Here is a 22,866-nt window from a genome sequence, read left to right on the forward strand (position 1 = left end):
CTTCACTTCCTCTTCCTGCAAACGGACTCAAGGCGTTTATCCCGTAACAGCGGCGTTTTTCCCGACTGTGGGTGGCGCTCGAAATGCGCCTGCGCCCTCTGCGACACCTGCAGGTCCAGCAGGCCAAGTTCCACGGCCATGCTCAGCTCCGTGTCGCCGCATAGCCTGGCCTTGACGGTGTCTGGGTCGGCGTCGACCCATACCCGGATGCGTTCGAGGCCGTTGTCGGGATCGTGTTCCAGGTGCAGTTGCAGCGGGGCATCGGCCAGCTCGGCCAAGCGCTGCGGCTGGATGAACATTGTGCCGATCCGCACCAGGCCACCGTGGCGCCCCAACAACTCGAAACGTGGCGCCGGGGAGCCACAGGTGCAAGGCCCAGGCAGCCAGCGCCCGGTGTCACCGATTTCATAGCGCCTCAGGCGCTGGCCTTCCCGGGCCAGGGACGTGACCAGAAAACGCCCGACCTCGCCGCTCGCCACTGGCTCATCACGTTCCAGGTCGACGATTTCCAGGCATTGGATCTCGCTCATCAGGTGGAACACCCCATCCGGGCTGGCAGCGCAGCTATGGCCCAAGGGGCCGGCATCCACCGTGCCATAGAGCACCGAGCGTAGGGTCTGCACGCCAAAGCCCTGGATGAACGAGCGCTGGGCCTGGCCGAGATGCTCCCCCCCCAGCAAGACCTTGCGGATCCCGCCATAGCCGCGCAGGGTGTGCGCCTCGCGCAGGAACAACTGATGCACAGTGGTCGGCATGCCGATCAGCGTGTCGATCCGCTGGCTGACGATGAACCGGGCGATTTCGCTGTAATCGTCGTCCTGGGGCCCGGCCATGGGGTAGTGCCTGGCCCCCAGCTTGTCCAGCACGGTGAAGAAACTCAGCAAACCGCCATAGAGGTTGCCGCCGTACATCAGGTTGAGCACGCTGTCGGTCGCAGGGTCGAGTCCGGCGGCGAACAATCCGTCGGCTGCCGCCTGCATCTGCCGGTGATAGTCGCGATAGCTGAAACCCGCCAGCTTCGGTGCGCCACTGCTGCCGCCGGAGCGGAAAAACAACTGCGCGCGCTCGCTCATCGAGCTGTTCAGAAACGCCCCGCGATCCATGATCGGGTGGTCGACGACATTCATCGGTGGCGGCCGCACAGGGTCGAGGGTCGCCTGCCTGGCCAGGCAATCGGCCCCCAGGCTTACCGACACCCGACGCGCCAGCATGCTCAGGGCATAGACACCGTCGTGAGGCTCACCGCTGTAGCCGGCCTGCATCTGCGCGATGTGGGTCACCCGGTCGACCCCGGCCGCCAGCAGCAGTTGGCTGAGCGCGGCGAACTCCCGGGCCGTGCTGATCAGGCCGCAGCTTTGCAGGTGGCTGCGCCACGGCCGCAGGACCTCTATCGCCGCATCACGGGGCAGCGGGCGCAGCAGCAGGGTGCGAAACAACGGCGAGGGCGCGATGGCCATCGCCGGCTCCAGGACCAGCTGCCAGCCCTCGCCCCGCCAGACCTGCCCAGGCCTGTCGGCAAAGGCCTGGTCCAGCTCGGCAAGGGCCAGGGTGGTGGTGATCTGCGCCGCCTCCTGCAGGTTGGGCCGTAGCGCCGGCCAGCAGGCTTGACGACGTTGCAGCGCCGCTGCCAGCTGCTCACCGATGGCGTGCAGCGTGGCGCTGTCCTCGCTGTCGACGAACACCACCTGGGGGCTGGAGCAAGCCTGTTGATCCAGGCGGCAGACCTCATCGGCCAGCGCCTCCAGCGCCGAGCGATCCACGGCATCGGGCACCAACCAGGCAAAGCTGATCTTGTGCCCCCAGGGTATCCAGCGGCAGCCATCGGGCAGTTGCTCGCGAATGGCTTTCAAAGTCGCGTTCGAACCCCAGGCGCAGACCCCGTCGGCATGCGCCAGCAACCTGGGCAGTTCAGCCTTGGACACCGGCAGCACGGCGACATGGCGGGCCAGCTGGCCAGACGCGTCACAGGCGAGGAAAGCCTGCAGCAACCGGGTGTTCAAACCTTGCTCGCGCGCACTCGGGCGCAACCAGTTGATGTTGCCCACCAGCAAGCTTTCGAGCATCGCGAAAAAGGGCAGTAGCGGCGCATTGGCTGGGGTGATGTGCACCACCACCCCCAGGGGCCGCCAACTTTCGAAATGGCCGGCCTGATAGTCGATACGGCGCAGGGAGAACGGGTTCTCCCCCAGCTCGTGCTCCAACTTGCCGCGCAGCGTATCGGGCTGGCAGAACGCCCGGAGCTCTTCGCGGCTGGCGGTATCGAGTTCGGCCAGCAAGCCTTCGTCCAGCAACCGCTCGGCGAACCGCTCGGCACAGGCGAGCAGGCTATCCAGGGCACAAGGCTGGCTCAACGTCCGGGCCAGGCCTTCGCTCAGTCGTTGCAAGGCCTGGTCCAGCGTAAGGTCTGCCAGGCACTGTCCGTGTATGAGGTACATATCAGGGCTCCCTTATCAGTTCGGAGGCGGCCAGCGCGCAACTGCGGCTCTTGCCGGTGCCGGCGCGCCCAAGGATCTCGAACCACTCGGTGGCGAGGCCGCATCCACACTCGGCAGCGCGGTGCAGCACCGCCAGGTCGCTCATCACGATGCTGTGGGCCGGGCTCGAGGTGATGTAGGGCGACACGAACTGAAGCAGCCCCGGCAACCCATGTTCCTGCAAGGCAAAGGTGCGCGGATCGCGGGTAAAGGCCCGGGCATAGGTGGGAACATGCAAGTGGTGGTGCGCACATTCGATGTAGGGCACGCAATGTTCCACGGCGCCATAGCCATCCCGGCACCGCGATATCGGAATGCCCAGTTGCTCGTTGATGCGGGCATACAGGTGCGACTTGGGCACCTGCTGGTCGGCATGGGTTTTCCAGCCACCACCAAACAGCACCAGCGAGCTGGCATCGAACGACAAGGCGGGCAATTTCATTGCCCGCATGCGCTCGAGGACGAACCACATGAACGCCGGAAACCCCAGGATGCGCAGGGGCGCGCCGTCGTCGGCAAAACGCTGCAACGCGCCGATCACGCCGAACGGATCGAACTCGCTGCCCTTGCCGTTATGGCGCAGGGCATAGAAGGCCTGCTTGACCGGTGCGTACTTGCACAGGAAGTTGTCGGTATAGGCCGTACCGAGCGTGGCGTGCTCGCCAGGCTCATAGCCCAGGAGCACGTAATTGCAGGGCGTCTGCGCGGTTTGCCAGCCGTAATGCCGGAAGATCCGGTCGATCATGCCCTGGGCCGCCCCCAGGCTCCGTGCGTCATAGCGCATCCGGCTTTTTTGCCCGGTAGTGCCCGAGGACGTCAGTTCCAGCGCATCACGCCCCGCTTCGCTGAGCAACAGGTTCTGCTTCAGGTAGTTGGCGAATATCGGTGGCAACTGCCCCCAATTGCGGATATCCAGGGCAGTCGGGTCGAATCGCTGCTGTTCGAGCCAACGCGCATAACCTGGCGTGTGTTGCAGGTGATAGGTAGTGATTTCGCGCATCGCCATATCGAACAGATGATCGGCGTGCGCATCGACGCGATAGGGATCGCCAAGCGCGCAGAGTGCTTCGACATGCGTAAGAGCCATTGAGCACCTCGAGTAGGTTTTTAACCCTGAGAGGGGAAAAACTCTATGCCGATGTGCATCAAACTTTGATAGGAAGAATCCCACACCCATACGGATGGTTTCGCCCGTCCGCGTAGGGTTTGCCGCGAGATGTAGCCAGCGTCAGCCGCAAGCCCCGGCGCCGTTGCGGCCCCGGGGCCTGTCATGGCCCTAGAAGCGCGTCACCATCCCCACGCGCCAGGTGCGCCCAGGTGCAGGCATGAAGCTCTGGGCCAAGGGGTCCAGGTAATAGCGGTCGGTCAGGTTCTGCACCGACAGGTTCACCTCGGTGTGTTCAAGCAGCTTGTAGCGGGCGAACAGGTCGAACAACGCCACCGAGCGGTAATCGATCTGCGGGGTGGTTGCGCCGGTCTGCCAGGGCTTGTCCATCTGCGCGGTCGGGCCTGAGGTGTAGGTCATGCGCCCGCCCACGGTCAACGCCTTGTCGAAAAAGCGCAGGCCACTGACCAGGTTGGCCGAGAAACGCGGTGGGTTCTGCGTGTTGGTGTAAGAACCCATGTAGCTGCCCGAGGTGCAGTCGGGGGTGTCCTGGGTACGCTGGTAGCTATTGGCGGTGCTGCGCAGCGTGCTGGCGAATGCCGCGTCGCAGGTTTCGGTTTTCAGGTAGTAGGTGGCCGACAGGTCGGCGAACACCCGCCCGGCGTCATAGTGCGACTGCAACTCCAGCCCTCGGGTGCTGAAGCTGTCGGTGTTGCTGAAGGTCATCTGCCCCCACCGGCCGGGGCTGGGGTCGTAGTAGCGGGTGATGTAGTGCTTGATCTGGTTGTCGAAGTACGCCAGCTTGATCGACGCCTCGTCACCCGTGCGCAGCAGGTTGTCGCGCAAGGCGCTGACCCCGAACTCCCAGCTGCGCGAACGCTCGGGCTTGAGGTGCTTGCCCGGGGTCACCTGCTGGGTGCCCTGGCTGGTCTCGAACAGCGATGGCAGGCGCAAGCCCTGGGTGTAGGAGGCATACACGAACGTGTCGGGGAGGAACTCGACGTTGATGCCGAACGCCGGCGAGAAACCACCGCCGCTGCTCTTGCCCTGGGGCGTGTAGTCGTAGCCGGTGACCACATTGCTGGTGCTTTCCGGGTGCACCGTCACGTTGGTCGCGCCAGCCTCGTTGAGCGGCACGCCATTGAACGGCTCGTTGCTGTTGGCGAAGACGATGCCGTTGTTCAGGCGCGGGTCGGTGGCGTCGGTGTATTGCCCGTTCTGGTCCGGGAACCAGGTCATGCTGCCCCAGTTGCCCGGGCTGCTGGCAGTGATCCAGCGCAGCTTGCGGTCCTCGCGCCGGGCCTCGGCGAGCACTGTGTTGTCCTTGGTCCGGTAGTGGGCATAGCGCCCGCCGCCCCACAGGGTCACCTGCTCGATGGGCTGGTACTCCAGCTTGCCGTTGACACTGAACTCCTGGCGCGAAGCATCCCGCAGCATGCGGTTGGCGTTGATGTCGTGCTGGGTGGTCAGCACGCCTTTCTGCGGCTGCAGGTCTTCCAGCTGGAAGGCGCCGCCTAGGTCGAGCTTGAAGTCGCCGTGGGCGGTGCTCAAGCGCGACACGTTGTTCAGGTCGCCACCGATGCGGCGGTTGTCCTGGCGGGTCCAGCCGCGGTCGGTGCGAAACAGCTGCGACTTGGGCGCCATCCAGGCAGCGGTCAGGGTGCTGGTCTCGGTGTCGGTCAGCCACAGGGTGCTGGTCAGGTCCACCAGCGGGTTGCCCTCGGGCAAGTAGTGATAACGGGCGGTATAGGCATCGAGCCGCACCTCGCTCGTGGGGTACTGGTAGATCCCGGCGGTACCGTAGCGGAAGATATCCGACGGCATGATCTCGCCCATGTGGCCGTCGAAGCGACGGTAGCCCAGGTCGAGGGTGTGCGCGTCGGCCAGGCGCCAGGTGCTCTTGAACAGGTAGGAGTCGGTTTGCGACGACGAATTGAGCACCTCTTCGCCGGCGTTGTAGGTGTTGGCCACGCTGGGTTGCTCATCGCCCCAACGGTCGTACAGGCGATAGCGCTCCTGGCCTTTCTTGCCAGAAAAATAATTGCCCTGGTTACGGTGCGCATAGGCGGCCACCAGGTCGAAGCGCTCGTTGCTGTAGGCGAAGGCGGCACTGCCGGCCTCGGCCTGCGAACCGAACAGGCCCGCGCGGCTGTCGCGCGGCACGGTGCTCAGGTCCTGGTCCTTGGAATGGCGGCTGCGCTGGGCCGGTTCGACACCGTTGTTCCACAGGTTGCCGGTCAGGCGCACGCCCACGCTGTTGCCATCCACCAGGATGTCGTCGACGCCCAGGGTCTTCATCTCCACCGAGCCGCCGATCGCCCCGGAACGGGTGCTGGGCCCCTTGTTCACGGTCACGCTGCTGAGCAGGTCTGGGTCGATGTAGCTGCGCTGCTGGGTCCCGCCATAGCCGCGGTAGACATCCACCGCCTGTTCGGAGCCATCGACCCGCACCGCCACCCGGCTCTGGCCCTGGATGCCGCGAATGTTCACGTCCAGCGCGCCGCCGTTGCGGCTGTCGCCCACCTGGACCCCGGCCACGCCCTTGAGTATGTCGCCCACCGAGACCGTGGCGAAACGATCGAGGTCCGCACGGGTCAGGTGCACGGTGGAGCGCGGCGCCCGGTAGCTGTCACGCTGCGGATCGTCCAGCACGGCGGCGTCGACCACGGTGGCCGACAACTCGGTCGCGGTCGAGGCCTTGCCCTGCGGGGCCAGGATGTAGGCACCGCGCGTACTGGGCAACAACTGCAGGCCAGTGTTCAGCAGTAGCCGCCGCGCCGCCTCGAGCACCGTGTAGCGCCCCTTGAGCGCGGGCGCGTTGCGCCCACGGGTCAGCTCGGAGTCGTACGACAGCAGCAGGCCGGACTGCTGGGCGAACAGCCCCAGCGAGGTGCCCAGCCCACCCTGGGCGATGTCGTAGTCGCGCAGCGTGGCGTCATCCAGCCGGGTGGCCGCACCGGGCACCGCGCTGGCGGCCTGGGCCAGGTTAAGGCCAGCGCCGATCAGGCAGCCGACCAACGTGCATTGCACGGCCAGGCGCAGCGGGGACAAACGCGGCATGGGGCGCGAAACAGGGGAAAGCCGATGGGGTGCGGACATGCTTCTCTCGCTCGTAAGGTTGGCGCCCGGCACTCGCGGCGGGCTGTCATTGCCTCTGTCGCTCGAGATCGAAAAAGGTATATGCAATCGATTCGTATTTTCACATCATCTTGTGATCTGCGCAAAACCGTTGATAATGGTTTTCATTTGCGACCTGCCCTGCCGACCCGACTGCCCATGACCGCCCTTGAAACACCCCCGCGCTGCGCCGTGACCACGCTGTACATCGAGAACCACGCCTGGCTGCGCAGCTGGTTGGCCTATCGCCTGCGCTCATGGGGGCACGGGGTGGCCGACGACCTGGCCCACGACATCTTCCTGCGGGTGCTGGTCAGCCGCGAAGCCGTCCAACCCGAGGCTATCCGCCAGCCGCGGGCGTATCTCACGCGCATCGCCAAGTGCGTGCTGGTCAGCTGGCGCCGGCGCCATTCCCTGGAGCAGGCCTGGCTCGAGGCGCTGGCCGCGCTACCGCCAGCCGCCCATCCGTCGCCGGAACTGCAGAGCGTCATCCTCGAAACCCTGCACGAGATCGACGCCGTGCTCGACACCCTGCGTCCCCGCGTGCGCCAGGCATTTCTGCTGGCGACCCTGGACGGCATGAAGCAGAAGGACATCGCCCAGGCCCTGAACATCGCCCTGCCCACCGTGAAGAAGTACATCCACGAGGGTTACATCGCCTGCCTGAGCCAGATGCCCGATGAATGACCAGCCTATTGCCCAGGCGGTGCTCGCCCAGGCCGCCGCATGGTTGCTGTTGCTGCAGGAAGGGCCGCTGACCCCGGCCCAGCGCCTTGAGCTCGAGCACTGGCGCAGCAGCGACCCCCAGCATGAACGCGCCTGGAAGCGCGCGCAGCGCCTGTTGGTACGCCTTGGCAGCCTGCCCCCCACCCTCGCCAGGCAAACCCTGGAACGCCCGGGCGGCAACAGCCGCCGCGCGGTGCTGCGCGGCCTGGCGCTGTTGCTCGCAGTCGCGCCGCTGGGCTGGTGGCTGTCGCGGCGCGGCGTCTACCACGCCGACTACCAGACCGGCGTGGGCGAGCGCCGCGATGTGCTGCTGGCCGATGGCAGCCAGGTCTCGCTCAACAGCGCCACCACCCTGGCGCTGCGCTTCGATGCCGAGCAGCGCCTGCTGCACCTGGAACAGGGCGAGGTCTACATCGTCACCGCGCCAGACCCACGTCCGCTCAGAGTCCGCACCGAACAAGGGCTCATGCAGGCGCTGGGTACCCGCTTCAGCGTGCGCCAGCTAGCGCAGCAAACCTTGCTGACGGTCTACGAAGGTGCCGTGCAGGTGCAAGGCTCGGCCCCGACCATCGTCCATGCCGGCCAACAAGTGCGCTTCAGCCAGACGCAGGTCAGCCCACCGGCGCCGGCCAGCGCTGGCCAACTGGCCTGGCGCAATGGCCTGCTGCTGGCCCAGGACATGCCGTTGTGGCAATGGATACAGGAACTACTGCGCCACACCGACCAGGCCCTGGCCTGCGATCCTGCGCTGGCTGACCTGGCGGTGTCCGGTACCTATCCGCTGGATGACCTGGCGCTCGCGTTGGCGATGCTGGCGCAGACCTACGGGGTGCAGGTGCGCCACGAGGGGCGGCAGGTATTCGTCAGGCCCTGAGCGCCAGCCTTACCGGTGGCGGTGCCGGTGTTCGCCGGCAAGGCCGGCTCCTACAGCGTTACCACCGCCAGCCTGGTATCGACCAAAGTCGTAGGGGGTTGCCAGCATCCAGCCACTGTGTTGTATGCTTGCCGGGTCTTCAGGGCGGGGTGAAAGTCCCCACCGGCGGTAAATCGAAAGATGAGCCCGCGAGCGCCCCGGCCATGCCGGGGGTCAGCAGACCTGGTGAGATTCCAGGGCCGACGGTCATAGTCCGGATGAAAGAAGGCGTCAGGCAGGGGCCATTCGGGTGCCTCTGCGCGCGCATTTTGTTCGCCCCGAGACGTTCATCGATCATTCACGAGGAGCGTTTCATGTCCACCCCACTGCACAAGCAATTCCCCAACGTCGCCGCTGCCATCGCCGCCTACCAGGCTGGGCGCCCCGTGCTGCTGCTCGACGACAACGACCGCGAGGACGAAGCCGATATCGTCGCGGCGGCCGAAAACCTCTCGCTGCAAACCATGGCCATGATGATCCGCGATTGCAGCGGCATCGTCTGCCTGTGCCTGGACGAAGCCACCGTCGACGCCCTGGAGCTGGCACCTATGGTGCAAAACAACCAGGCCCGCCACGGCACCGGCTTCACCGTCACCATCGAAGCGGCGCAAGGCGTCAGCACCGGCGTGTCGGCCCAGGACCGCATCACCACCATCGAGGCCGCGCTGCGCTCCACCGCGCAGGAGCGCCACATCGTCAGCCCTGGCCATGTGTTCCCGCTGCGTGCCCGTGATGGCGGCGTGTTGACCCGCCGTGGCCACACCGAAGGTTCGGTCGACCTGGCACGCCTGGCCGGCCTACGCCCGGCGGCGGTGCTGTGCGAGCTGATGAACCCCGACGGCAGCATGGCCCGTGGCGAGCAGGTGGCGGTGTATGCCCGCCAGTACAACCTGCCGATGCTGACCATCGAGGAACTGGCGCGCTATCGCGAGGCGATGGTCGAGCTCGAAGCCGAGCCCGCCTGACCCGAACCCAGGCCCGTAGGAGCCCGCCTTGCTGGCGAACCAAGCACCGCGGTGCATGACACCGGCTGCGCCGGTGTTCGCCGGCAAGGCTCCTACAACGCTCAACGCAAGCCCAGCGGCCCCTTCAAGAACGCATACAACCCCGCCGCGCTCTTGCGATAGCCATCGGCCGTCAGGTGCACCAGGTCCGGGCGCGCCAGCCCGTTGGCCTGCCAGCCGGCAATCGCGCACGGCCCGCCCATGAAGGCCTGCCAATCCCAGAACAGCGCCTTGTGCTTGTGCGCCATCTGCTTCTGCACCCGGATCACCGCCGCCAACGGTTGCGGCTGACGCGCCGCGCAGGTGCGCGCCTTGCGCTGCTTGATCGAATCCGGTGGCCCGACCAGCAGGATCGCCGTGCGCGGCAAATCCTTGCGCAGCCCGCTGAGGGTGGCATCCAGCTGCGCCTGGTACAGCGCCAGGTCGAGCTTGTCGTCGAACGCCTCGTTGGTGCCATAGGCAAGGATCACCAGGTCCGGGCGCACCGCCTTGAGGCTGTCGCGCCAACCGGCCTGCCACTTGTCCACCACCTCCAGCCGCGCGCCATTGATGCCCAGCGTCGAATAGGTCACGCCGGCATGCTTCTGGCCCTGCAGGTACCAGCCGCCAAGGGCGACCCCGCGTCCCCCTTCCACGCTCAATTGCACCGGCAAGCCGAGGTTGCTGAACGCCGGGCTGAAGCGCCATTGGCCATTGCTCGCCGGCAGCATGCGGCGTTGGCCGCCATTGGCCAGCAAGGTGGCATTGCCGCTGGCCTGGTAAAGCGCCGAGATCTTGTAGCGCTGGCGATCCTCGTCACGCGCCTGCAGCAGCACGCTGGCACGGTTGGCCTGCGGCAACGACAGGTAACCGCCTAGCGGAAACTGCTGGCTCTGCTGGTTGCGCGCCGACACCAGCTGCCACTGGCGCGGCTCGCTCTTGATGATCACCCGGTCGTTGCGAATCCCCGGCACTGGCGAGGCCGGCACCAGGCCAATGCCGCCATCGCCATAGCGCGCTTGCAACAGGCGACGCAACTCGCCGCTGAACAGGTCGGCGGCGGTGTGCGAATCGCCCAGCTGAACGATGGCGACGGGGGCACGGCCGGCATTGCGCAACTTGCCGGCCAGCAGCGCAATGTTGCCGTCCTGGCCCATGGCCGGCGCGGCGACGGGCCGCGCCGCAGGCTGGGTGACCACGCTGTTGGCGCCGGTGCTGCAACCGGGCACGGCGCTGATCAGCAGGGCCAGGCCCAGCAGGTGATGCCATTGGCGCATCTTAATGTCCTGTAACGGTCAGGCCAGGGAAGCTGATCAGCGACAATACCTGTTCGGCGATCAGTTTCTGGCCGGTGATGGTGAAATGGATGCCGTCATCGACCCGCACCTTGACCCGCTTGCCTTGCGGCGTCTGGGTGGTATACGAGAAGCCGTCGTCGGTATAGCCAAGGATCGGGTTGGCCGACACATAGTGCTGGCCATACAGCGCGGTCTGCGCCTGGTACAGGCCACTGAGATAGCCCATGGCGCTGGAAAGCCGCGCCTTCTCCATGTTCGGCGGGCCGACCCAGAGCACCTGCACATCGTGCGTGCGGGCCTGTTCGAGGATCGCGTCGATGCGGGCGCGGTAGGCCGCTTCCCATTCCGGCGACTTGAAGCGCAGGAACGGCTTGCCCTTGCCCTGGGGCATGTCCCAGGGGTCGTTGGGACCGAGGAACACCACCATCAGGCGGATGTTCGGCCCGTGGTCGAGGGTCTCGGCCACGGTCTTCGGCCAGTTGAAGAAACCCGGGTAAGCGAGCCCGGTGCTCTGCTTGCTGAGGTTGACGGTGCGGATCTGGTAGCGCTTGCGCAGGCTGTTGGCCAGGTGCGGGGCGACGCCCTGCATCAGCGAATCGCCCACCAGGAACACTTCGTCGCCCGCTGCCAGGGCCGCGACGGTACCTGGCTGCAGCAGTGCCGGGGCGGCCGGCACGGGTTGCGCCACGGCTGCCGGAGCAGGCTGCGGCTGCGGGGCGGGCGCCTGATGCACCGGTTGGGGTGTGGCCGCCAGCGGTTTGGCCAGCACCGCCGGAGTCTCCAGGTTGACCGCCAGCACCGGCATCGGCTCAGGCAGTACCACGGGCGCCTGGGCCAGTTGCGCGGCCGGCTGCAGGCGCTCGAACAGGCTGTCGCGCTGCTGTTCCAAGGCCAGGGTCAACTGGGCGCCGAAGCGCCAGGCCGGCGCCTGGCCGAGCAACGGGATCTCGCAGCCCTGGTGGTATTTCTGCTGGCAGTACAGCTTGATCGAGTCCTGGTTCAGCCAGAACAGCAACGCCGTGGTCACCACGATCGCATACAACGCGCGGGCCGCGCCCACCTGCACCTGGAACAGCTGTTTGCTATCAGAAGCTTGCATAGATGAACCCCGGCACGCCCGACTGCGAAGCGAAAATCACCAACGACACGCCAACCCCGAGCGGGATCGGATACAACTGCCAGGGCAAGCGCTGGAACGCCGCGCCACTGCCACGCAGCAACGCCAGCCACTGTGGATAACTGGCCACGAACAGCACGCAGGCCAGCAGCATCAGGCCGGTGGCGCTGTTCAGCCCGGCCAGGCTCAACTCGGCGATGTCGCCAAGCATCTCGACAGCGCCGTCCAGGGTCGGGCTGCGGAAGAAGATCCAGGCGAAGGCCACGTAGTGAAAGGTCATCAGGCGCGCCAGCAAGCCGGCCCCCGGCACCCGGGCAAAACCCGGCAGCCATTGGCTGAACAGCTTGGAGAGGGCCAGGCCGACGCCATGCAGCGCGCCCCAGATGATGAAGTTGACACTCGCGCCATGCCACAGCCCCGACACCAGCATGGCCAGCAGCATGTTCAGGTTGCCGCGCCACACGCCCTTGCGGTTGCCGCCCAGCGGGATATAGACGTAGTCGCGAATGAAGCGCGACAGGCTGATATGCCAGCGCCCCCAGAATTCCTTGAGGTTGTGCGCAGCGTAGGGCGCATCGAAGTTGTCCGGCAGGCGAAAGCCCAGCAGCAAGGCGATGCCGGTCACCAGGTTGGTGTAGCCGCTGAAATTGAAATAAATGAGGAAGCTGTAGCCGTACACGCTCAGCAACACCTGCTCGGGCGTGGCGCTGCCCGGGGTGTCGAACACCGGGTCGACCCACTCGCTGCCCAGCCAGGCGCTGAGGAAGAACAGCTTGACCACCGCCATGCCGATCAACCCCAGCGCCCGCTGCGGCTCCAGCACCTGGCGCATGGCCGGTGGGCGGATCTGCGCCAGCATGGGCAGGGCGCGGTTGACCGGGCCGGCCACCAGGCTGGGGAAGAACGCCAGGTACAGGGCCAGGTCCAGCGGCGCCGCCGGCGCCAGTTCGCGGCGGTTGATCGACACCAGGTAGCTGACCGAATGGAAGGTGTAGAACGACAGGCCGATCGGCACCAGCACTTCCAGCAGCGGCAACGACACCTCGAGCCCCGCCGCCGCCAGGGCGCCCTGCACCCCGCCGACGAAGAATTCCTGGTACTTGAACAGGTAGAAGCAGCCCAGCACCAGCGCCAGCAGCAGCACACGGCTGAACCAGCGCCCCGGATAACGCCCCGCCAGCAGGCCCAGCAGGTACACCAGCAGGCTGTAGCCGAGCAGGATGTACAGTGATTGCAGGCTGAAACTGGCCACCAGGCCATAGCTGGCCGCCAGCAGCAGGGCATTCTGCAGCCGCACGCTCCAGCACAGGCTCCAGTACACAACGAAGAAAAGCGTGAAGCACAGGCCGAATTCGATCGAGAGGAAGCTCACAACGTAGTCCATTACATGACGTTGGGGAGGGCTGGCCCGCGGGCCAGAGCGCGCGGATTATGGCAGAGGGCTCTACCCCCCACAATCCGAGCGCTGCGCAGAATGCAAGACGGCTGCAGCCGAACAAGTGCAACAAAATAAGACGAATGACGCCACCCGCCAATTTGCTCCCCCTGCCCCGCTCTGCTAGTGTCGCGCCGTTCTGAACACCACCGAGACAGTCGCCATGGCCCGCAAAAAAGCCTCCATCGATTTCGAACAATCCCTCGCCGACCTGCAAGCCCTGGTCGAGCGCCTGGAGAACGGCGAGTTGTCGCTGGAAGAGTCGCTGGCCGCCTTCGAGCAAGGCATCGCCCTGACCCGCGACTGCCAGGGTGCCCTGGCCCAGGCCGAGCAGAAGGTGCAGATCCTGCTGGAGCGCGACGGCGAACTGGCCGCGCAGCCCTTCGACGCGGAGCCAGAGGCATGATCGCCGCGTACCAGGCCAGTGCCCAGGCCCGCGTCGACGCTGCCCTCGAACCGCTGTTCCAGGCCCCGTCCAAGGAACTCGAACGGCTCTACGCCGCCATGCGCTACAGCGTGATGAACGGCGGCAAGCGCGTGCGCCCGCTGCTGGCCTACGCCGCCTGCGAAGCCTTTGGCGTCGCGGCCGCGCAGGCCAACGGCGCAGCCTGCGCGGTAGAGCTGATCCACGCCTACTCGCTGGTGCATGACGACCTGCCGGCCATGGACGACGACGACCTGCGCCGCGGCCTGCCGACCACCCACAAGGCCTTCGACGAAGCCTGCGCGATCCTGGCCGGCGACGGCTTGCAGAGCCTGGCCTTCAGCGCCCTGCTCGACCCGCAGCTGAGCCCGCAGGCCGATGCCATCCGCCTGCAGATGGTCCAGGCCCTGGCCAAGGCCGCCGGCCCCGCCGGCATGGTCGGCGGCCAGGCCATCGACCTGGGCTCGGTGGGGGTCAAGCTCGACCAACAGGCCCTGGAGTACATGCACCGGCACAAGACCGGCGCGCTGATCGAAGCCAGCGTGCGCCTCGGCGCCCTGGCCAGCGCCCGCGCCAGCCAGGCCCAGCTCGAGGCCCTGCAGACTTATGCACAGGCCATCGGCCTGGCTTTCCAGGTGCAGGACGACATTCTCGACGTCGAGAGCGACACCGCCACCCTGGGCAAGCGCCAGGGCGCCGACATCGCCCGCGACAAGCCGACCTACCCGGCGCTGCTTGGGCTGGAAGCGGCCAAGGCCTACGCCCTGGAGCTGCGCGACCAGGCCCTGGGCGCGCTGCAAGGTTTCGACGACAACGCCGAGCCACTGCGGGCGCTGGCCCGCTACATCGTCGAGCGCCGCCACTAAGACCTGACACATCCCCTGTAGGCGCGGCCTTGTGTCGCGATAGGGCTGCGTAGCGGCCCCAGGATTTCAGCGTTGACACAATGATTGCCGGGGCCGCTGTGCGGCCCTTTCGCGACACAAGGCCGCTCCTACAGGATCCGTGTCGCATTGAGCTTTCTGCACACCCGTCCAAATGGGCAGCTTTTCCCACAATGGGGTAAACTGCCGCGTCTTCACACCTATAACGACACGCCTGATGCCCACGACGTTTCAAGAGATCCCCCGCGAACGCCCGGTCACGCCGTTGCTGGACCGCGCCGACACGCCCGCCGGCCTGCGCCGGCTGGCCGAAGCCGACCTGGAGACCCTGGCCGACGAGCTGCGCCAGGAGCTGCTCTATACCGTTGGTCAGACCGGTGGGCATTTTGGTGCTGGCCTGGGCGTCATCGAGCTGACGATCGCCCTGCACTACGTCTTCGATACCCCGGATGATCGGCTGGTGTGGGACGTCGGCCACCAGGCCTACCCGCACAAGATCCTCACCGGGCGCCGTGAGCGCATGCTCAGCCTGCGCCAGAAAGACGGCATCGCTGCCTTCCCGCGCCGCAGCGAGAGCGAGTACGACACCTTCGGCGTCGGCCATTCCAGCACCTCGATCAGCGCCGCCCTGGGCATGGCCATCGCCGCCCGCCTGCAAAACGACCCGCGCAAATCCATCGCGGTGATCGGCGACGGCGCACTGACCGCCGGCATGGCCTTCGAAGCGCTGAACCACGCGCAGGAAGTGGACGCCGACATGCTGGTGATCCTCAACGACAACGACATGTCGATTTCGCGCAACGTCGGCGGCCTGTCCAACTACCTGGCCAAGATCCTCTCCAGCCGCACCTACGCCAGCATGCGCGAGGGCAGCAAGAAGGTCCTGTCGCGCCTGCCCGGTGCCTGGGAAATCGCCCGCCGCACCGAGGAATACGCCAAGGGTATGCTGGTTCCCGGCACCCTGTTCGAGGAGCTGGGCTGGAACTACATCGGCCCGATCGACGGCCACGACCTGCCGACCCTGATCGCCACCCTGCGCAACATGCGCGACCTCAAGGGCCCGCAGTTCCTGCACGTGGTGACCAAGAAGGGCAAGGGCTTCGCCCCGGCCGAGATCGACCCGATCGGCTACCACGCCATCACCAAGCTGGAACCGGCCGACAAGCCGGTCGCGCCAAAAAAGCCCAGCGGGCCGAAGTACGCCTCGGTGTTCGGCCAATGGCTGTGCGACATGGCCGCCGCCGACAACCGCCTGGTGGGCATCACCCCGGCGATGAAGGAAGGCTCGGACCTGATCGACTTCAGCGAACGCTACCCCGAGCGCTACTTCGACGTGGCCATTGCCGAGCAGCACGCGGTGACCCTGGCCGCAGGCATGGCCTGCGAAGGCGCCAAGCCGGTGGTGGCGATCTACTCCACCTTCCTGCAGCGCGCCTATGACCAACTGATCCACGACGTCGCGGTGCAGGACCTCGACGTGCTGTTCGCCATCGACCGCGCCGGCCTGGTTGGCGAGGACGGCCCGACCCACGCCGGGGCCTACGACCTGTCGTACCTGCGCTGCATCCCCGGCATGCTGGTGATGACCCCGAGCGACGAGAACGAGCTGCGCAAGATGCTCAGCACCGGCCACCACTACAAGGGCCCGGCGGCAGTGCGCTACCCGCGCGGCACTGGCCCCAACGCGCCGATCAGCGGCGACCTGGAGCCCCTGGAGATCGGCAAGGGCGTGCTCCGCCGCCAAGGCAGCAAGGTCGCCCTGCTGGTGTTCGGCGTGCAGTTGGCCGAAGCCCTGCAAGTGGCCGAGAAGCTCGACGCCACGGTGGTCGACATGCGTTTCGTCAAACCGCTCGACGAGGCCCTGATCCTCGAAGTCGCCGCCGGCCATGAACTGCTGGTGACCATCGAAGAGAACGCCGTCATGGGCGGCGCCGGCGCGGCCGTGGGCGAGTTCCTGGCGCGCGAGGCAGTGCTCAAGCCGTTGCTGCACCTGGGGCTGCCGGACATCTACGTCGAGCACGCCAAGCCTGCGCAGATGCTCGCCGAGTGCGGGCTGGATGCGGCCGGGATCGAAGCCTCGGTCAAGGCCCGCATGGCCAAGCTCGGTCTGTAAATCTGCGGCCGCCATGCGGCCCATCGCCGGCAAAGCCGGCTCCTACAGGGATATGCGCGGTATCTGTAGGAGCCGGCTTTGCCGGCGAACACAATCGAACGCCCGATGAAGATTCCAACCCTCACCACCCTGCTCTGCCTGCCCGCCGCCGCGCTGGCTGGCGAACCCTCCCGCGACGACGCCCTCAAGCTCCCCGACGTGCTGATCAGCGCCAGCCGCCAGGTCGAGTCGCGCACCGCCACCAGCGCCGCCAACACGGTGTTCACCCGCGCCGACATCGACCGCCTGCAACCAAGCGGCGTCACCGACCTGCTGGCCCGCGTCCCCGGCGTGCAAGTGGCCCCGAGCGGTGGCCGCGGCAGCCTGCCCGGCATCTTCATCCGTGGCACCAAGGCCGCCCAGACCCTGGTGCTGGTGGACGGCGTGCGTATCGCCAATGCCACCTCCGGCGACAGCGGCCTGCAGTTCCTCGACGTCGACCAGATCGAACGGGTGGAAGTACTGCGTGGTTCGCGCTCGGCGGTGTACGGCAGCGATGCCATCGGTGGGGTGATCCAGATCTTCACCCGCCGCGGCACTGGCCAGGGCTTGCAACCGCGCCTGCGCCTGGCCGCCGGTAGCCAGCAGACCTGGCAACGCAGCCTGGGGCTGTCCGGTGGCAATGGCGCGACCCGTTTCAACCTTGGCGCGAGCCTGGACGAGACCGCTGGCATCGACTCGACCCGGGCGTCTTACCCCAGCGACGGCGACCATGACGCCTACCGCAACCGCGCGCTGAACCTGAGCCTGAGCCATGCCTTCAATGAACGCTTCGAGGCCGGGTTGAACCTGCTCGACAGCCGTGGCCGTCGTGAGTTCGACGAGCCTCGTGGCAGCAGCCCCCAGCAACCCTACTCGAACTACGCTGTCAGCAGCCTGGGCACTTACCTCGACGCCCAACTCGCCGAGCAGTGGCATTCGCGACTGGAGGTGGCCCACAGCGAGAACCGCGACGACAGCCGTGACAAGCTCACGCGGCAAAGCTCGCCATTCAACACCTACCGCGACCAGGCCAGCTGGCAGAACGACCTGGCCCTGGATGACGCTAACAACCTGGCGCTGGGGGGCGAGTGGTATGAGGATCGGGTGCACGCAAGCACCGACTTCAACGAGGACAGCCGCTGGAATCGCGCGGTGTTCGCCCAGCATCGCTTCCAGGGCGAGCACTTCTCGACCGAGCTTGGCGTGCGCCACGACAAGAACCAGCAGTTCGGCGGCCAGACCACCTGGAGCGGCAGCCTGACCCTGCCGCTAGACACCCGCAATGACTTGCTGCTGTCCTACAGCGAGGGCTTTCGTGCCCCGACATTCAACGACCTCTACTACCCCAACTTCAGCAACCCCGACCTCAAGCCGGAGCACGCCAAGTCCTATGAAGTGCAATGGCGCAGCCAGCTGACCGACAGCAGCCGCCTGGAAACCTCGCTCTATCGCACCGACTTGCGAAATGCCATCAGCTACGACACAGAGGCCAACAACATGGGCAATGTCGCCCAGGCCCGTATCAATGGCTTCGAGATGGCGCTGGCCCAGCAATGGGGCGCCTGGACCTCTGAACTGGGGTTGGCGTTGATCGACCCGCGTGACAAAAAAAGCGGTCACACCCTTGCCCGGCGTGCACGCCGCACCCTGAGCCTGGATATCGACCGTCAATTCGAGCGTTTCAATGTCGGTGCCAGTTGGCAGGCCGTTAGCGGCAGCTACAACGACGAAACCAACAATGCCCCCATCGCTGGTTACGGGCTACTGGGCATTCGCGGCGGCTGGGCGGCCAGCAGCGAACTGAAGCTCGACCTGAAGCTCGACAACCTGTTGGACCAGCGCTACAGCCGCACCCTCTACAGCTACCAGGGCAGCAACCACGGCTACCGCGAGGAAGGTCGCACCTGGCTGCTGAGCCTCACCTGGACACCGGCGCTTTAGCCGCGAGCAATTCGCACAGGCGGGCGGTGGCCTCGATCATCTGCCCGCTGGGCCGCTCCAGGCCCTTGTCCGGCACGACCAGCAATCCCCCGTTCACCACGGCACTGAGCTGTCGCCAGCGCCGCCAACTGGCCAATTGCGCCGCGTCAGCGGCCAGGATCACCTCGGGATCGCGCAGCAGCACCGACTCGACACTCACCTGCGGCGCCGGCTGGGCCAGGTCATCGAATACGTTGCGCGCGCCGCAGACGCGCAGGGCATCGCTGACCACCTGGCGCCCGCCGAGGGTATACAGCGGCTGGTCCCAGACCTGATAGAACACCCGCAGCGGCACCTCCCGCCGGTAGCGCTCGCGCAGCCCTTGCAGGCGCTGGCGCAAGGCGGCCGTGTACACCCGCCCCTGTTCGGCGCGCCCCAGGCGCTGGGCGATGGCATCGATCTGCGCGAGCAACTGGTCGAGGTCAGCCGGCTCGCCACTGAAGGTCGCGATGCCCAGGCGCCGCAACTGCTCGCGCTGGGCCGGCGCCACGCTGCCGGGCCATAGCAGCAACAGCTCGGGCTTGAGGCTGAGCAGGCGCTCCATGTCGAGCTGGCCTTGGCGCCCGACCGACGGCAGCGCCGACAACGCCGCGGGGCGCTCCCCCCCGTCGAGCAGGCCCACCAGCAGGTCGCCGGCGTCCAGTTCGAGGACGATCTCGGTCATCGATGGCGCCAGGCTGATCACCCGCGGGCCCGCCTCGGCCAGCGCCGCGAAGCCCAGCAGGATGGCGCCGAGAAACGCCCGCATCAGCCGAGCTGGCGCGGCAGGCGATAGAGGTACAGCAGCACCAGGGTGGACAGTGCCAGGAGTATCTGTGGCACTGCCTCCAGCCCGACCAGCACCGACAGCGCGGCGACCCAGGCCGGGAAGCAGGCGAACAGCATGGCCAGGCGCCGCACCCGTGCCAGCTCGATCCAGGCCGCAGGCTCCTCGGCGCTACCCAGGGCCTTGTCGGTGGCGATCAGCGCCCGCTTGTAGGCACTGAAGCGCGGCAAGCTGAGGAACATGCTGGCGGCGCCGGCGATGAACAGCGGCATGGCCAGCACCGGAATCAACGCGGCACTGGCGCCGAAGGCCCAGGCCATCACCGGCAGCGGCACCAGGCCCACCGCCAGGTATTGCCACCAGGCCAGGGCCAGCCGGCGTTTCACCTCGCCGCGGGTCACGCCTGGGGGACCTCGCCCTGGTGCTTGTTGCCCATCATGTGGCCGAGCTTGTCGGCCTTGGTGGCCAGGTACAGGCGGTTGTGCGGGTTATGCCCGGTGTGCAGCGGCACGCGTTCGGCGACCTGGATGTGCATGTCGGTCAGCGCCTTGACCTTGCGCGGGTTGTTGGTCATCAGCCGCAGCGAGGTGACCCCCAGGTGTTCGAGCATCGGCAGGCACATGGCGTAGTCGCGCTGGTCGGCGGCGAAGCCCAGGCGCTCGTTGGCCTCGACGGTATCGGCACCGCCGTCCTGCAGTTCATAGGCGCGGATCTTGTTCAACAAGCCGATGCCGCGGCCTTCCTGGCGCAGGTACAGCAGCACGCCGCGGCCTTCGCGGGCGATGGCCTGCAGCGCGGCCTCCAGTTGCGAGCCGCAGTCGCAGCGCTGGCTGAACAGGGCGTCACCGGTCAGGCACTCGGAATGCAGGCGCCCCAGCACCGGTTCGCCGTCGGCGATATCACCCAGGCTGAGCACCACGTGCTCGCGGCCAGTGGCTTCGTCGAGGAAGCCATGCATGGTGAAGGTCGCAAAGGGGGTAGGGAGTTTGGAGGCGGCAACAAAGACGACGGGCACGTTGTGCTCCTGGAAGTAGGAATATTCAGATCGGCCGATTGTATCAGCAGCCCGGCACAGGTGCGCAGGCTGAATATCGCGGCTTAAGATCGAAAAGTTCGATGCTTATGGAGCTGCGACCAAACTCTGTGGGAGCGGCCTTGTGTCGCGATGGGCCGCAAAGCGGCCCCGAAACTCAGAGAGAAGTCAGCCATGGCTGGGGCCGCTACGCGGCCCATCGCGACACAAGGCCGCTCCTAAAAGGCCAGCGACAAGCCTCAATGCGGCTGGCTATCCACCGTGAACGGATAGGGCTGCTTCCAACGCTCGAAGATCGGCTTCAGCTCACCGCTGCGCACCAGTTGCGTCATGCGCCGGTCGAACAGGTCGCGCAGGGCCTGGCCCTGCTCGCTGCGGGTGAACGCCAGGTACAACGGCAGCTCGGCGACGTGGGTCCGGCGCAAGCGCTTGGGGTCGGGCGCCTGGCCCAGGACATAGTCGACCTCGGCGAGCGCGTCGATATAGAAATCGACCCGGTCATGCTCGAGCATCGCCAGGATTCCCTCGCGGCGCTGGATCTCGCGAAAGTTATGGATATTGGGCAGGTAGCTGGCGTAGTCGTAGCCGCGCACCCAGGCCAGGCGGTATTGGCCGAGGGTCTCGAGCGTGGGCAGCGGCTTGTCGACCAAGCCCAGGGCATAGATATGGTCCTGGTCGAAGTGCCATTGCGGATACAGGTTGTCGGCGTTCTCCTGCATGTAAGAACCAACCCAGGCATCCGCCTCGCCACGCTTCACCAGCCCGACTGCGCGGCTGTAGGGCGCGCTCTGCGCCACGACCTTGACCCCGGCCGGCTCGAACACCTTGCGCAACACATCCCAGGCCAGCCCGGTGCCGTCGGCGTTGGTGTAGTCGATCCAGGCCTCGCTGACCAGGCGCACCTGCGTCGGCGCCTCCTGGGCCATCACGCCCGGGCCTGCAAGCAACAGCACCCCTGCCAGTAGTACAGCCCTCAGGCCCATGGCAACGCTCCCTGTGTCAGGCCACCGCCCACACCAGCACCTGCATGCCCAGCCAGGCGAACACGCCGGCCAGGATATCGTCGAGCATGATGCCGAAGCCACCATGCACATGGCGGTCGACCCAGCGGATCGGCCAGGGCTTGAGGATGTCGAAGAAGCGGAACATCAGGAACCCCGCCAACAGCCACTGCCAACCCTCCGGCACCAGCCACAGGGTGATCCACATGCCGACGATCTCGTCCCAGACGATGCCCTCATGATCGTGCACGCGCAGGTCGTTCGCCACCTTGCCGCACAGCCAGACGCCGAACAGCATGCTGATGCCCAGCAGCAGCCAATAGCCCCAGTCGGGCAGCATCTGCCACAGCGGGATGAACGGCAGCGCCACCAGCGAGCCCCAGGTGCCCGGGGCCTTGGGCAAGGTGCCGGAGCCGAAGCCGAAGGCGATGAAGTGCCACGGGTTGCGCCAGACCGAAGGCGGAACGAACTCCGCAGGCACCTGGTTGGGGTGGTCGGTCACGGTGTCTCCCTAAAATGTTGATAGCCCCGTTGGCGGGGAGTGATGTCCTGGCCCTGGCTGTCGCGCAAGGTTACGCCCTGGCCTTCGAGGACGCGGCCGATGACGTGCACGGTCATGGCGCTGCGCACCAGGTCCGGTATCGCGGCCAAGGTGTCGGCGGCGATGGTGAAGGCCAGCACGTAGTCGTCACCGCCACTGAGCGCCGCCTGCCGCGCGCCCTCCAGGCCGAGGAAGGCCTGTAGTTCAGATGACACTGGCACCTGCTCCAGGTTCACCTCGAGGGCGACGCCGGAAGCCTTGGCGATATGCCCGCAGTCGGCCAGCAGGCCGTCGGAGATGTCCAGCGCCGCACTGGCGCGACCACGCAGGCTCTGACCCAGGTTCAACTGGGGCAGCGGCGACCAGTAGTGCGCCAGCAGTGGCCCGGCGACCGGCTCCGGCGCCGCGCGCTCACCCAGCACCAGCGGCAGCGCCCCGGCGGCATTGCCCAGGCAGCCGCCGACGCACAGCAGCTCGCCCGGTTGCGCCCCGCTGCGGCGCAGGGCCTGGCCAACAGGCACCCGGCCGAACACTGTCACGGTGATGCTCAAAGGACCGCGCGTGGTGTCGCCACCGATCAGCGTCATGCGGCATCGGTGGGCCATGCGGCCAAGGCCGTCGGCAAAGGCGGCGAGCCAGTGCGGGCCAACCTCGGGCAGGGTCAGCGCCAAGGTGAAGCCGATAGCGCTAGCGCCCATCGCCGCCAGGTCGCTGGCCGCCACGGCCAGCGAGCGCTGGCCCAGCAGCAGCGGGTCACAGACGGCGGGAAAATGCACACCGGCCACGAGGGTGTCGGTGGAAATCGCCAGCTGCTCGCCGGCGGCAAGGTCCAGCAGCGCGCAGTCGTCACCGATGCCCAGGGCCACGCCCTCGCCGCCCTGCGCACAGGGCGCGGCGGCGAAGTAATGACGGATCAGCTCGAACTCACCCATGGC

The 22,866-nt window shown here is 66.7% G+C and carries 19 protein-coding genes and 1 riboswitch; of the genes, 7 read left to right on the forward strand and 12 right to left on the reverse strand.

Translation table 11 applies throughout. The annotated features are described in order from the left end of the window. Positions 1-2 precede the first annotated feature (2 nt). From KSS95_RS00190 to KSS95_RS00200, 3 genes are all read right to left on the reverse strand, one after another. The gene (locus KSS95_RS00190) at positions 3-2,435 is read right to left on the reverse strand and encodes an aldehyde dehydrogenase family protein (protein ID WP_217850563.1); all 2,433 of its coding nucleotides are present in this window, start codon (positions 2,433-2,435) and stop codon (positions 3-5) included. Position 2,436: 1 nt separating this feature from the next. After that, a complete protein-coding gene (locus KSS95_RS00195) occupies positions 2,437-3,561 on the reverse strand; it encodes a LuxE/PaaK family acyltransferase (protein ID WP_217853910.1) in 1,125 nt (374 codons plus the stop codon). A gap of 189 nt (positions 3,562-3,750) precedes the next feature. Further along, positions 3,751-6,678, reverse strand: coding sequence for a TonB-dependent receptor domain-containing protein (locus KSS95_RS00200; protein ID WP_217850565.1), 2,928 nt, complete (start codon positions 6,676-6,678; stop codon positions 3,751-3,753). A gap of 177 nt (positions 6,679-6,855) precedes the next feature. Between KSS95_RS00200 and KSS95_RS00205 the strand changes: the two genes are divergently transcribed. From KSS95_RS00205 to ribB, 3 genes are all read left to right on the forward strand, one after another. Next, positions 6,856-7,383, forward strand: a complete 528-nt coding sequence (locus KSS95_RS00205; RefSeq protein WP_217850573.1) for a sigma-70 family RNA polymerase sigma factor — start codon at positions 6,856-6,858, stop codon at positions 7,381-7,383. Next, positions 7,376-8,296, forward strand: a complete 921-nt coding sequence (locus KSS95_RS00210) for a FecR family protein (protein WP_217850575.1) — start codon at positions 7,376-7,378, stop codon at positions 8,294-8,296. The genes KSS95_RS00205 and KSS95_RS00210 overlap by 8 nt, the downstream gene beginning before the upstream one ends. 131 nt (positions 8,297-8,427) lie before the next feature. Then, positions 8,428-8,569, forward strand: a riboswitch (FMN riboswitch). 80 nt (positions 8,570-8,649) lie between these two features. Further along, positions 8,650-9,300, forward strand: coding sequence for a 3,4-dihydroxy-2-butanone-4-phosphate synthase (gene ribB, locus KSS95_RS00215; RefSeq protein WP_217850577.1), 651 nt, complete (start codon positions 8,650-8,652; stop codon positions 9,298-9,300). Between the two features lie 101 nt (positions 9,301-9,401). Here ribB and KSS95_RS00220 read toward each other — a convergent pair whose 3' ends face one another. Genes KSS95_RS00220 through KSS95_RS00230 form a run of 3 tightly spaced genes read right to left on the reverse strand, consistent with a single transcriptional unit; the run spans position 9,402 to position 13,117 of the window. Next, positions 9,402-10,595: an SGNH/GDSL hydrolase family protein gene (locus KSS95_RS00220; protein ID WP_217850579.1), complete on the reverse strand. Its 1,194-nt coding sequence runs from the start codon at positions 10,593-10,595 to the stop codon at positions 9,402-9,404. A 1-nt stretch (position 10,596) separates the two neighbouring features. Continuing rightward, positions 10,597-11,715, reverse strand: a complete 1,119-nt coding sequence (locus KSS95_RS00225; protein ID WP_217850581.1) for an SGNH/GDSL hydrolase family protein — start codon at positions 11,713-11,715, stop codon at positions 10,597-10,599. Further along, positions 11,702-13,117 (reverse strand): MBOAT family O-acyltransferase, encoded by a 1,416-nt coding sequence (locus tag KSS95_RS00230; RefSeq protein WP_217850583.1) that lies wholly within the window; start codon positions 13,115-13,117, stop codon positions 11,702-11,704. The genes KSS95_RS00225 and KSS95_RS00230 overlap by 14 nt, the downstream gene beginning before the upstream one ends. Positions 13,118-13,331: 214 nt before the next feature. Here KSS95_RS00230 and KSS95_RS00235 point away from each other — a divergent pair, with 214 nt between their 5' ends. The 4 genes from KSS95_RS00235 to KSS95_RS00250 all read left to right on the forward strand — a co-directional run bounded on the left by KSS95_RS00235 (position 13,332) and on the right by KSS95_RS00250 (position 18,551). Continuing rightward, a complete protein-coding gene (locus KSS95_RS00235) occupies positions 13,332-13,574 on the forward strand; it encodes an exodeoxyribonuclease VII small subunit (RefSeq protein WP_011531978.1) in 243 nt (80 codons plus the stop codon). Beyond that, positions 13,571-14,458 carry a (2E,6E)-farnesyl diphosphate synthase gene (gene ispA, locus KSS95_RS00240; RefSeq protein ID WP_217850585.1) on the forward strand — a complete coding sequence of 296 codons (888 nt, stop codon included), beginning with the start codon at positions 13,571-13,573 and terminating at the stop codon, positions 14,456-14,458. The genes KSS95_RS00235 and ispA overlap by 4 nt, the downstream gene beginning before the upstream one ends. 235 nt (positions 14,459-14,693) lie before the next feature. Then, positions 14,694-16,589: a 1-deoxy-D-xylulose-5-phosphate synthase gene (gene dxs / locus KSS95_RS00245; protein WP_217850587.1), complete on the forward strand. Its 1,896-nt coding sequence runs from the start codon at positions 14,694-14,696 to the stop codon at positions 16,587-16,589. Between the two features lie 105 nt (positions 16,590-16,694). Further along, the gene (locus KSS95_RS00250) at positions 16,695-18,551 is read left to right on the forward strand and encodes a TonB-dependent receptor domain-containing protein (RefSeq protein ID WP_217850589.1); all 1,857 of its coding nucleotides are present in this window, start codon (positions 16,695-16,697) and stop codon (positions 18,549-18,551) included. Here KSS95_RS00250 and KSS95_RS00255 read toward each other — a convergent pair. The 6 genes from KSS95_RS00255 to thiL all read right to left on the reverse strand — a co-directional run bounded on the left by KSS95_RS00255 (position 18,529) and on the right by thiL (position 22,863). Beyond that, on the reverse strand, positions 18,529-19,338 hold the full coding sequence (locus KSS95_RS00255; protein WP_217850591.1) for a cobalamin-binding protein: 810 nt from the start codon (positions 19,336-19,338) through the stop codon (positions 18,529-18,531). The two genes, KSS95_RS00250 and KSS95_RS00255, sit on opposite strands and share 23 nt — an antisense overlap. Continuing rightward, complete coding sequence (locus tag KSS95_RS00260; RefSeq protein WP_217850593.1) at positions 19,338-19,757, reverse strand: MFS transporter; 420 nt, start codon at positions 19,755-19,757, stop codon at positions 19,338-19,340. Before KSS95_RS00260 ends, KSS95_RS00255 begins: the two co-directional genes overlap by 1 nt. Beyond that, positions 19,754-20,371, reverse strand: coding sequence for a GTP cyclohydrolase II (gene ribA, locus KSS95_RS00265; RefSeq protein ID WP_217850595.1), 618 nt, complete (start codon positions 20,369-20,371; stop codon positions 19,754-19,756). Before ribA ends, KSS95_RS00260 begins: the two co-directional genes overlap by 4 nt. Before the next feature lie 257 nt (positions 20,372-20,628). Continuing rightward, positions 20,629-21,372 (reverse strand): substrate-binding periplasmic protein, encoded by a 744-nt coding sequence (locus tag KSS95_RS00270; RefSeq protein WP_217850597.1) that lies wholly within the window; start codon positions 21,370-21,372, stop codon positions 20,629-20,631. A 16-nt stretch (positions 21,373-21,388) separates the two neighbouring features. Beyond that, positions 21,389-21,892, reverse strand: coding sequence for a phosphatidylglycerophosphatase A family protein (locus KSS95_RS00275; protein ID WP_023632630.1), 504 nt, complete (start codon positions 21,890-21,892; stop codon positions 21,389-21,391). Then, positions 21,889-22,863 carry a thiamine-phosphate kinase gene (thiL, locus tag KSS95_RS00280; protein ID WP_217850599.1) on the reverse strand — a complete coding sequence of 325 codons (975 nt, stop codon included), beginning with the start codon at positions 22,861-22,863 and terminating at the stop codon, positions 21,889-21,891. The genes KSS95_RS00275 and thiL overlap by 4 nt, the downstream gene beginning before the upstream one ends. Between the last annotated feature and the right edge of the window lie 3 nt (positions 22,864-22,866).

It is taken from the genome of Pseudomonas muyukensis (assembly GCF_019139535.1).
Taxonomy (GTDB): Bacteria; Pseudomonadota; Gammaproteobacteria; order Pseudomonadales; family Pseudomonadaceae; genus Aquipseudomonas; species Aquipseudomonas muyukensis.

Bases quoted from the DNA above. Each gene is read 5' to 3' on its own strand.
- ribB (WP_217850577.1), top strand. From the start codon at position 8,650: ATGTCCACCCCACTGCACAAGCAATTCCCCAACGTCGCCGCTGCCATC.
- ispA (WP_217850585.1), top strand. From the start codon at position 13,571: ATGATCGCCGCGTACCAGGCCAGTGCCCAGGCCCGCGTCGACGCTGCC.
- KSS95_RS00270 (WP_217850597.1), bottom strand. From the start codon at position 21,372: ATGGGCCTGAGGGCTGTACTACTGGCAGGGGTGCTGTTGCTTGCAGGC.
- KSS95_RS00220 (WP_217850579.1), bottom strand. From the start codon at position 10,595: ATGCGCCAATGGCATCACCTGCTGGGCCTGGCCCTGCTGATCAGCGCC.
- KSS95_RS00225 (WP_217850581.1), bottom strand. From the start codon at position 11,715: ATGCAAGCTTCTGATAGCAAACAGCTGTTCCAGGTGCAGGTGGGCGCG.
- dxs (WP_217850587.1), top strand. From the start codon at position 14,694: ATGCCCACGACGTTTCAAGAGATCCCCCGCGAACGCCCGGTCACGCCG.
- KSS95_RS00230 (WP_217850583.1), bottom strand. From the start codon at position 13,117: ATGGACTACGTTGTGAGCTTCCTCTCGATCGAATTCGGCCTGTGCTTC.
- KSS95_RS00255 (WP_217850591.1), bottom strand. From the start codon at position 19,338: ATGCGGGCGTTTCTCGGCGCCATCCTGCTGGGCTTCGCGGCGCTGGCC.
- KSS95_RS00210 (WP_217850575.1), top strand. From the start codon at position 7,376: ATGAATGACCAGCCTATTGCCCAGGCGGTGCTCGCCCAGGCCGCCGCA.
- KSS95_RS00250 (WP_217850589.1), top strand. From the start codon at position 16,695: ATGAAGATTCCAACCCTCACCACCCTGCTCTGCCTGCCCGCCGCCGCG.
- KSS95_RS00190 (WP_217850563.1), bottom strand. From the start codon at position 2,435: ATGTACCTCATACACGGACAGTGCCTGGCAGACCTTACGCTGGACCAG.
- KSS95_RS00235 (WP_011531978.1), top strand. From the start codon at position 13,332: ATGGCCCGCAAAAAAGCCTCCATCGATTTCGAACAATCCCTCGCCGAC.
- KSS95_RS00195 (WP_217853910.1), bottom strand. From the start codon at position 3,561: ATGGCTCTTACGCATGTCGAAGCACTCTGCGCGCTTGGCGATCCCTAT.
- KSS95_RS00205 (WP_217850573.1), top strand. From the start codon at position 6,856: ATGACCGCCCTTGAAACACCCCCGCGCTGCGCCGTGACCACGCTGTAC.
- KSS95_RS00200 (WP_217850565.1), bottom strand. From the start codon at position 6,678: ATGTCCGCACCCCATCGGCTTTCCCCTGTTTCGCGCCCCATGCCGCGT.
- thiL (WP_217850599.1), bottom strand. From the start codon at position 22,863: ATGGGTGAGTTCGAGCTGATCCGTCATTACTTCGCCGCCGCGCCCTGT.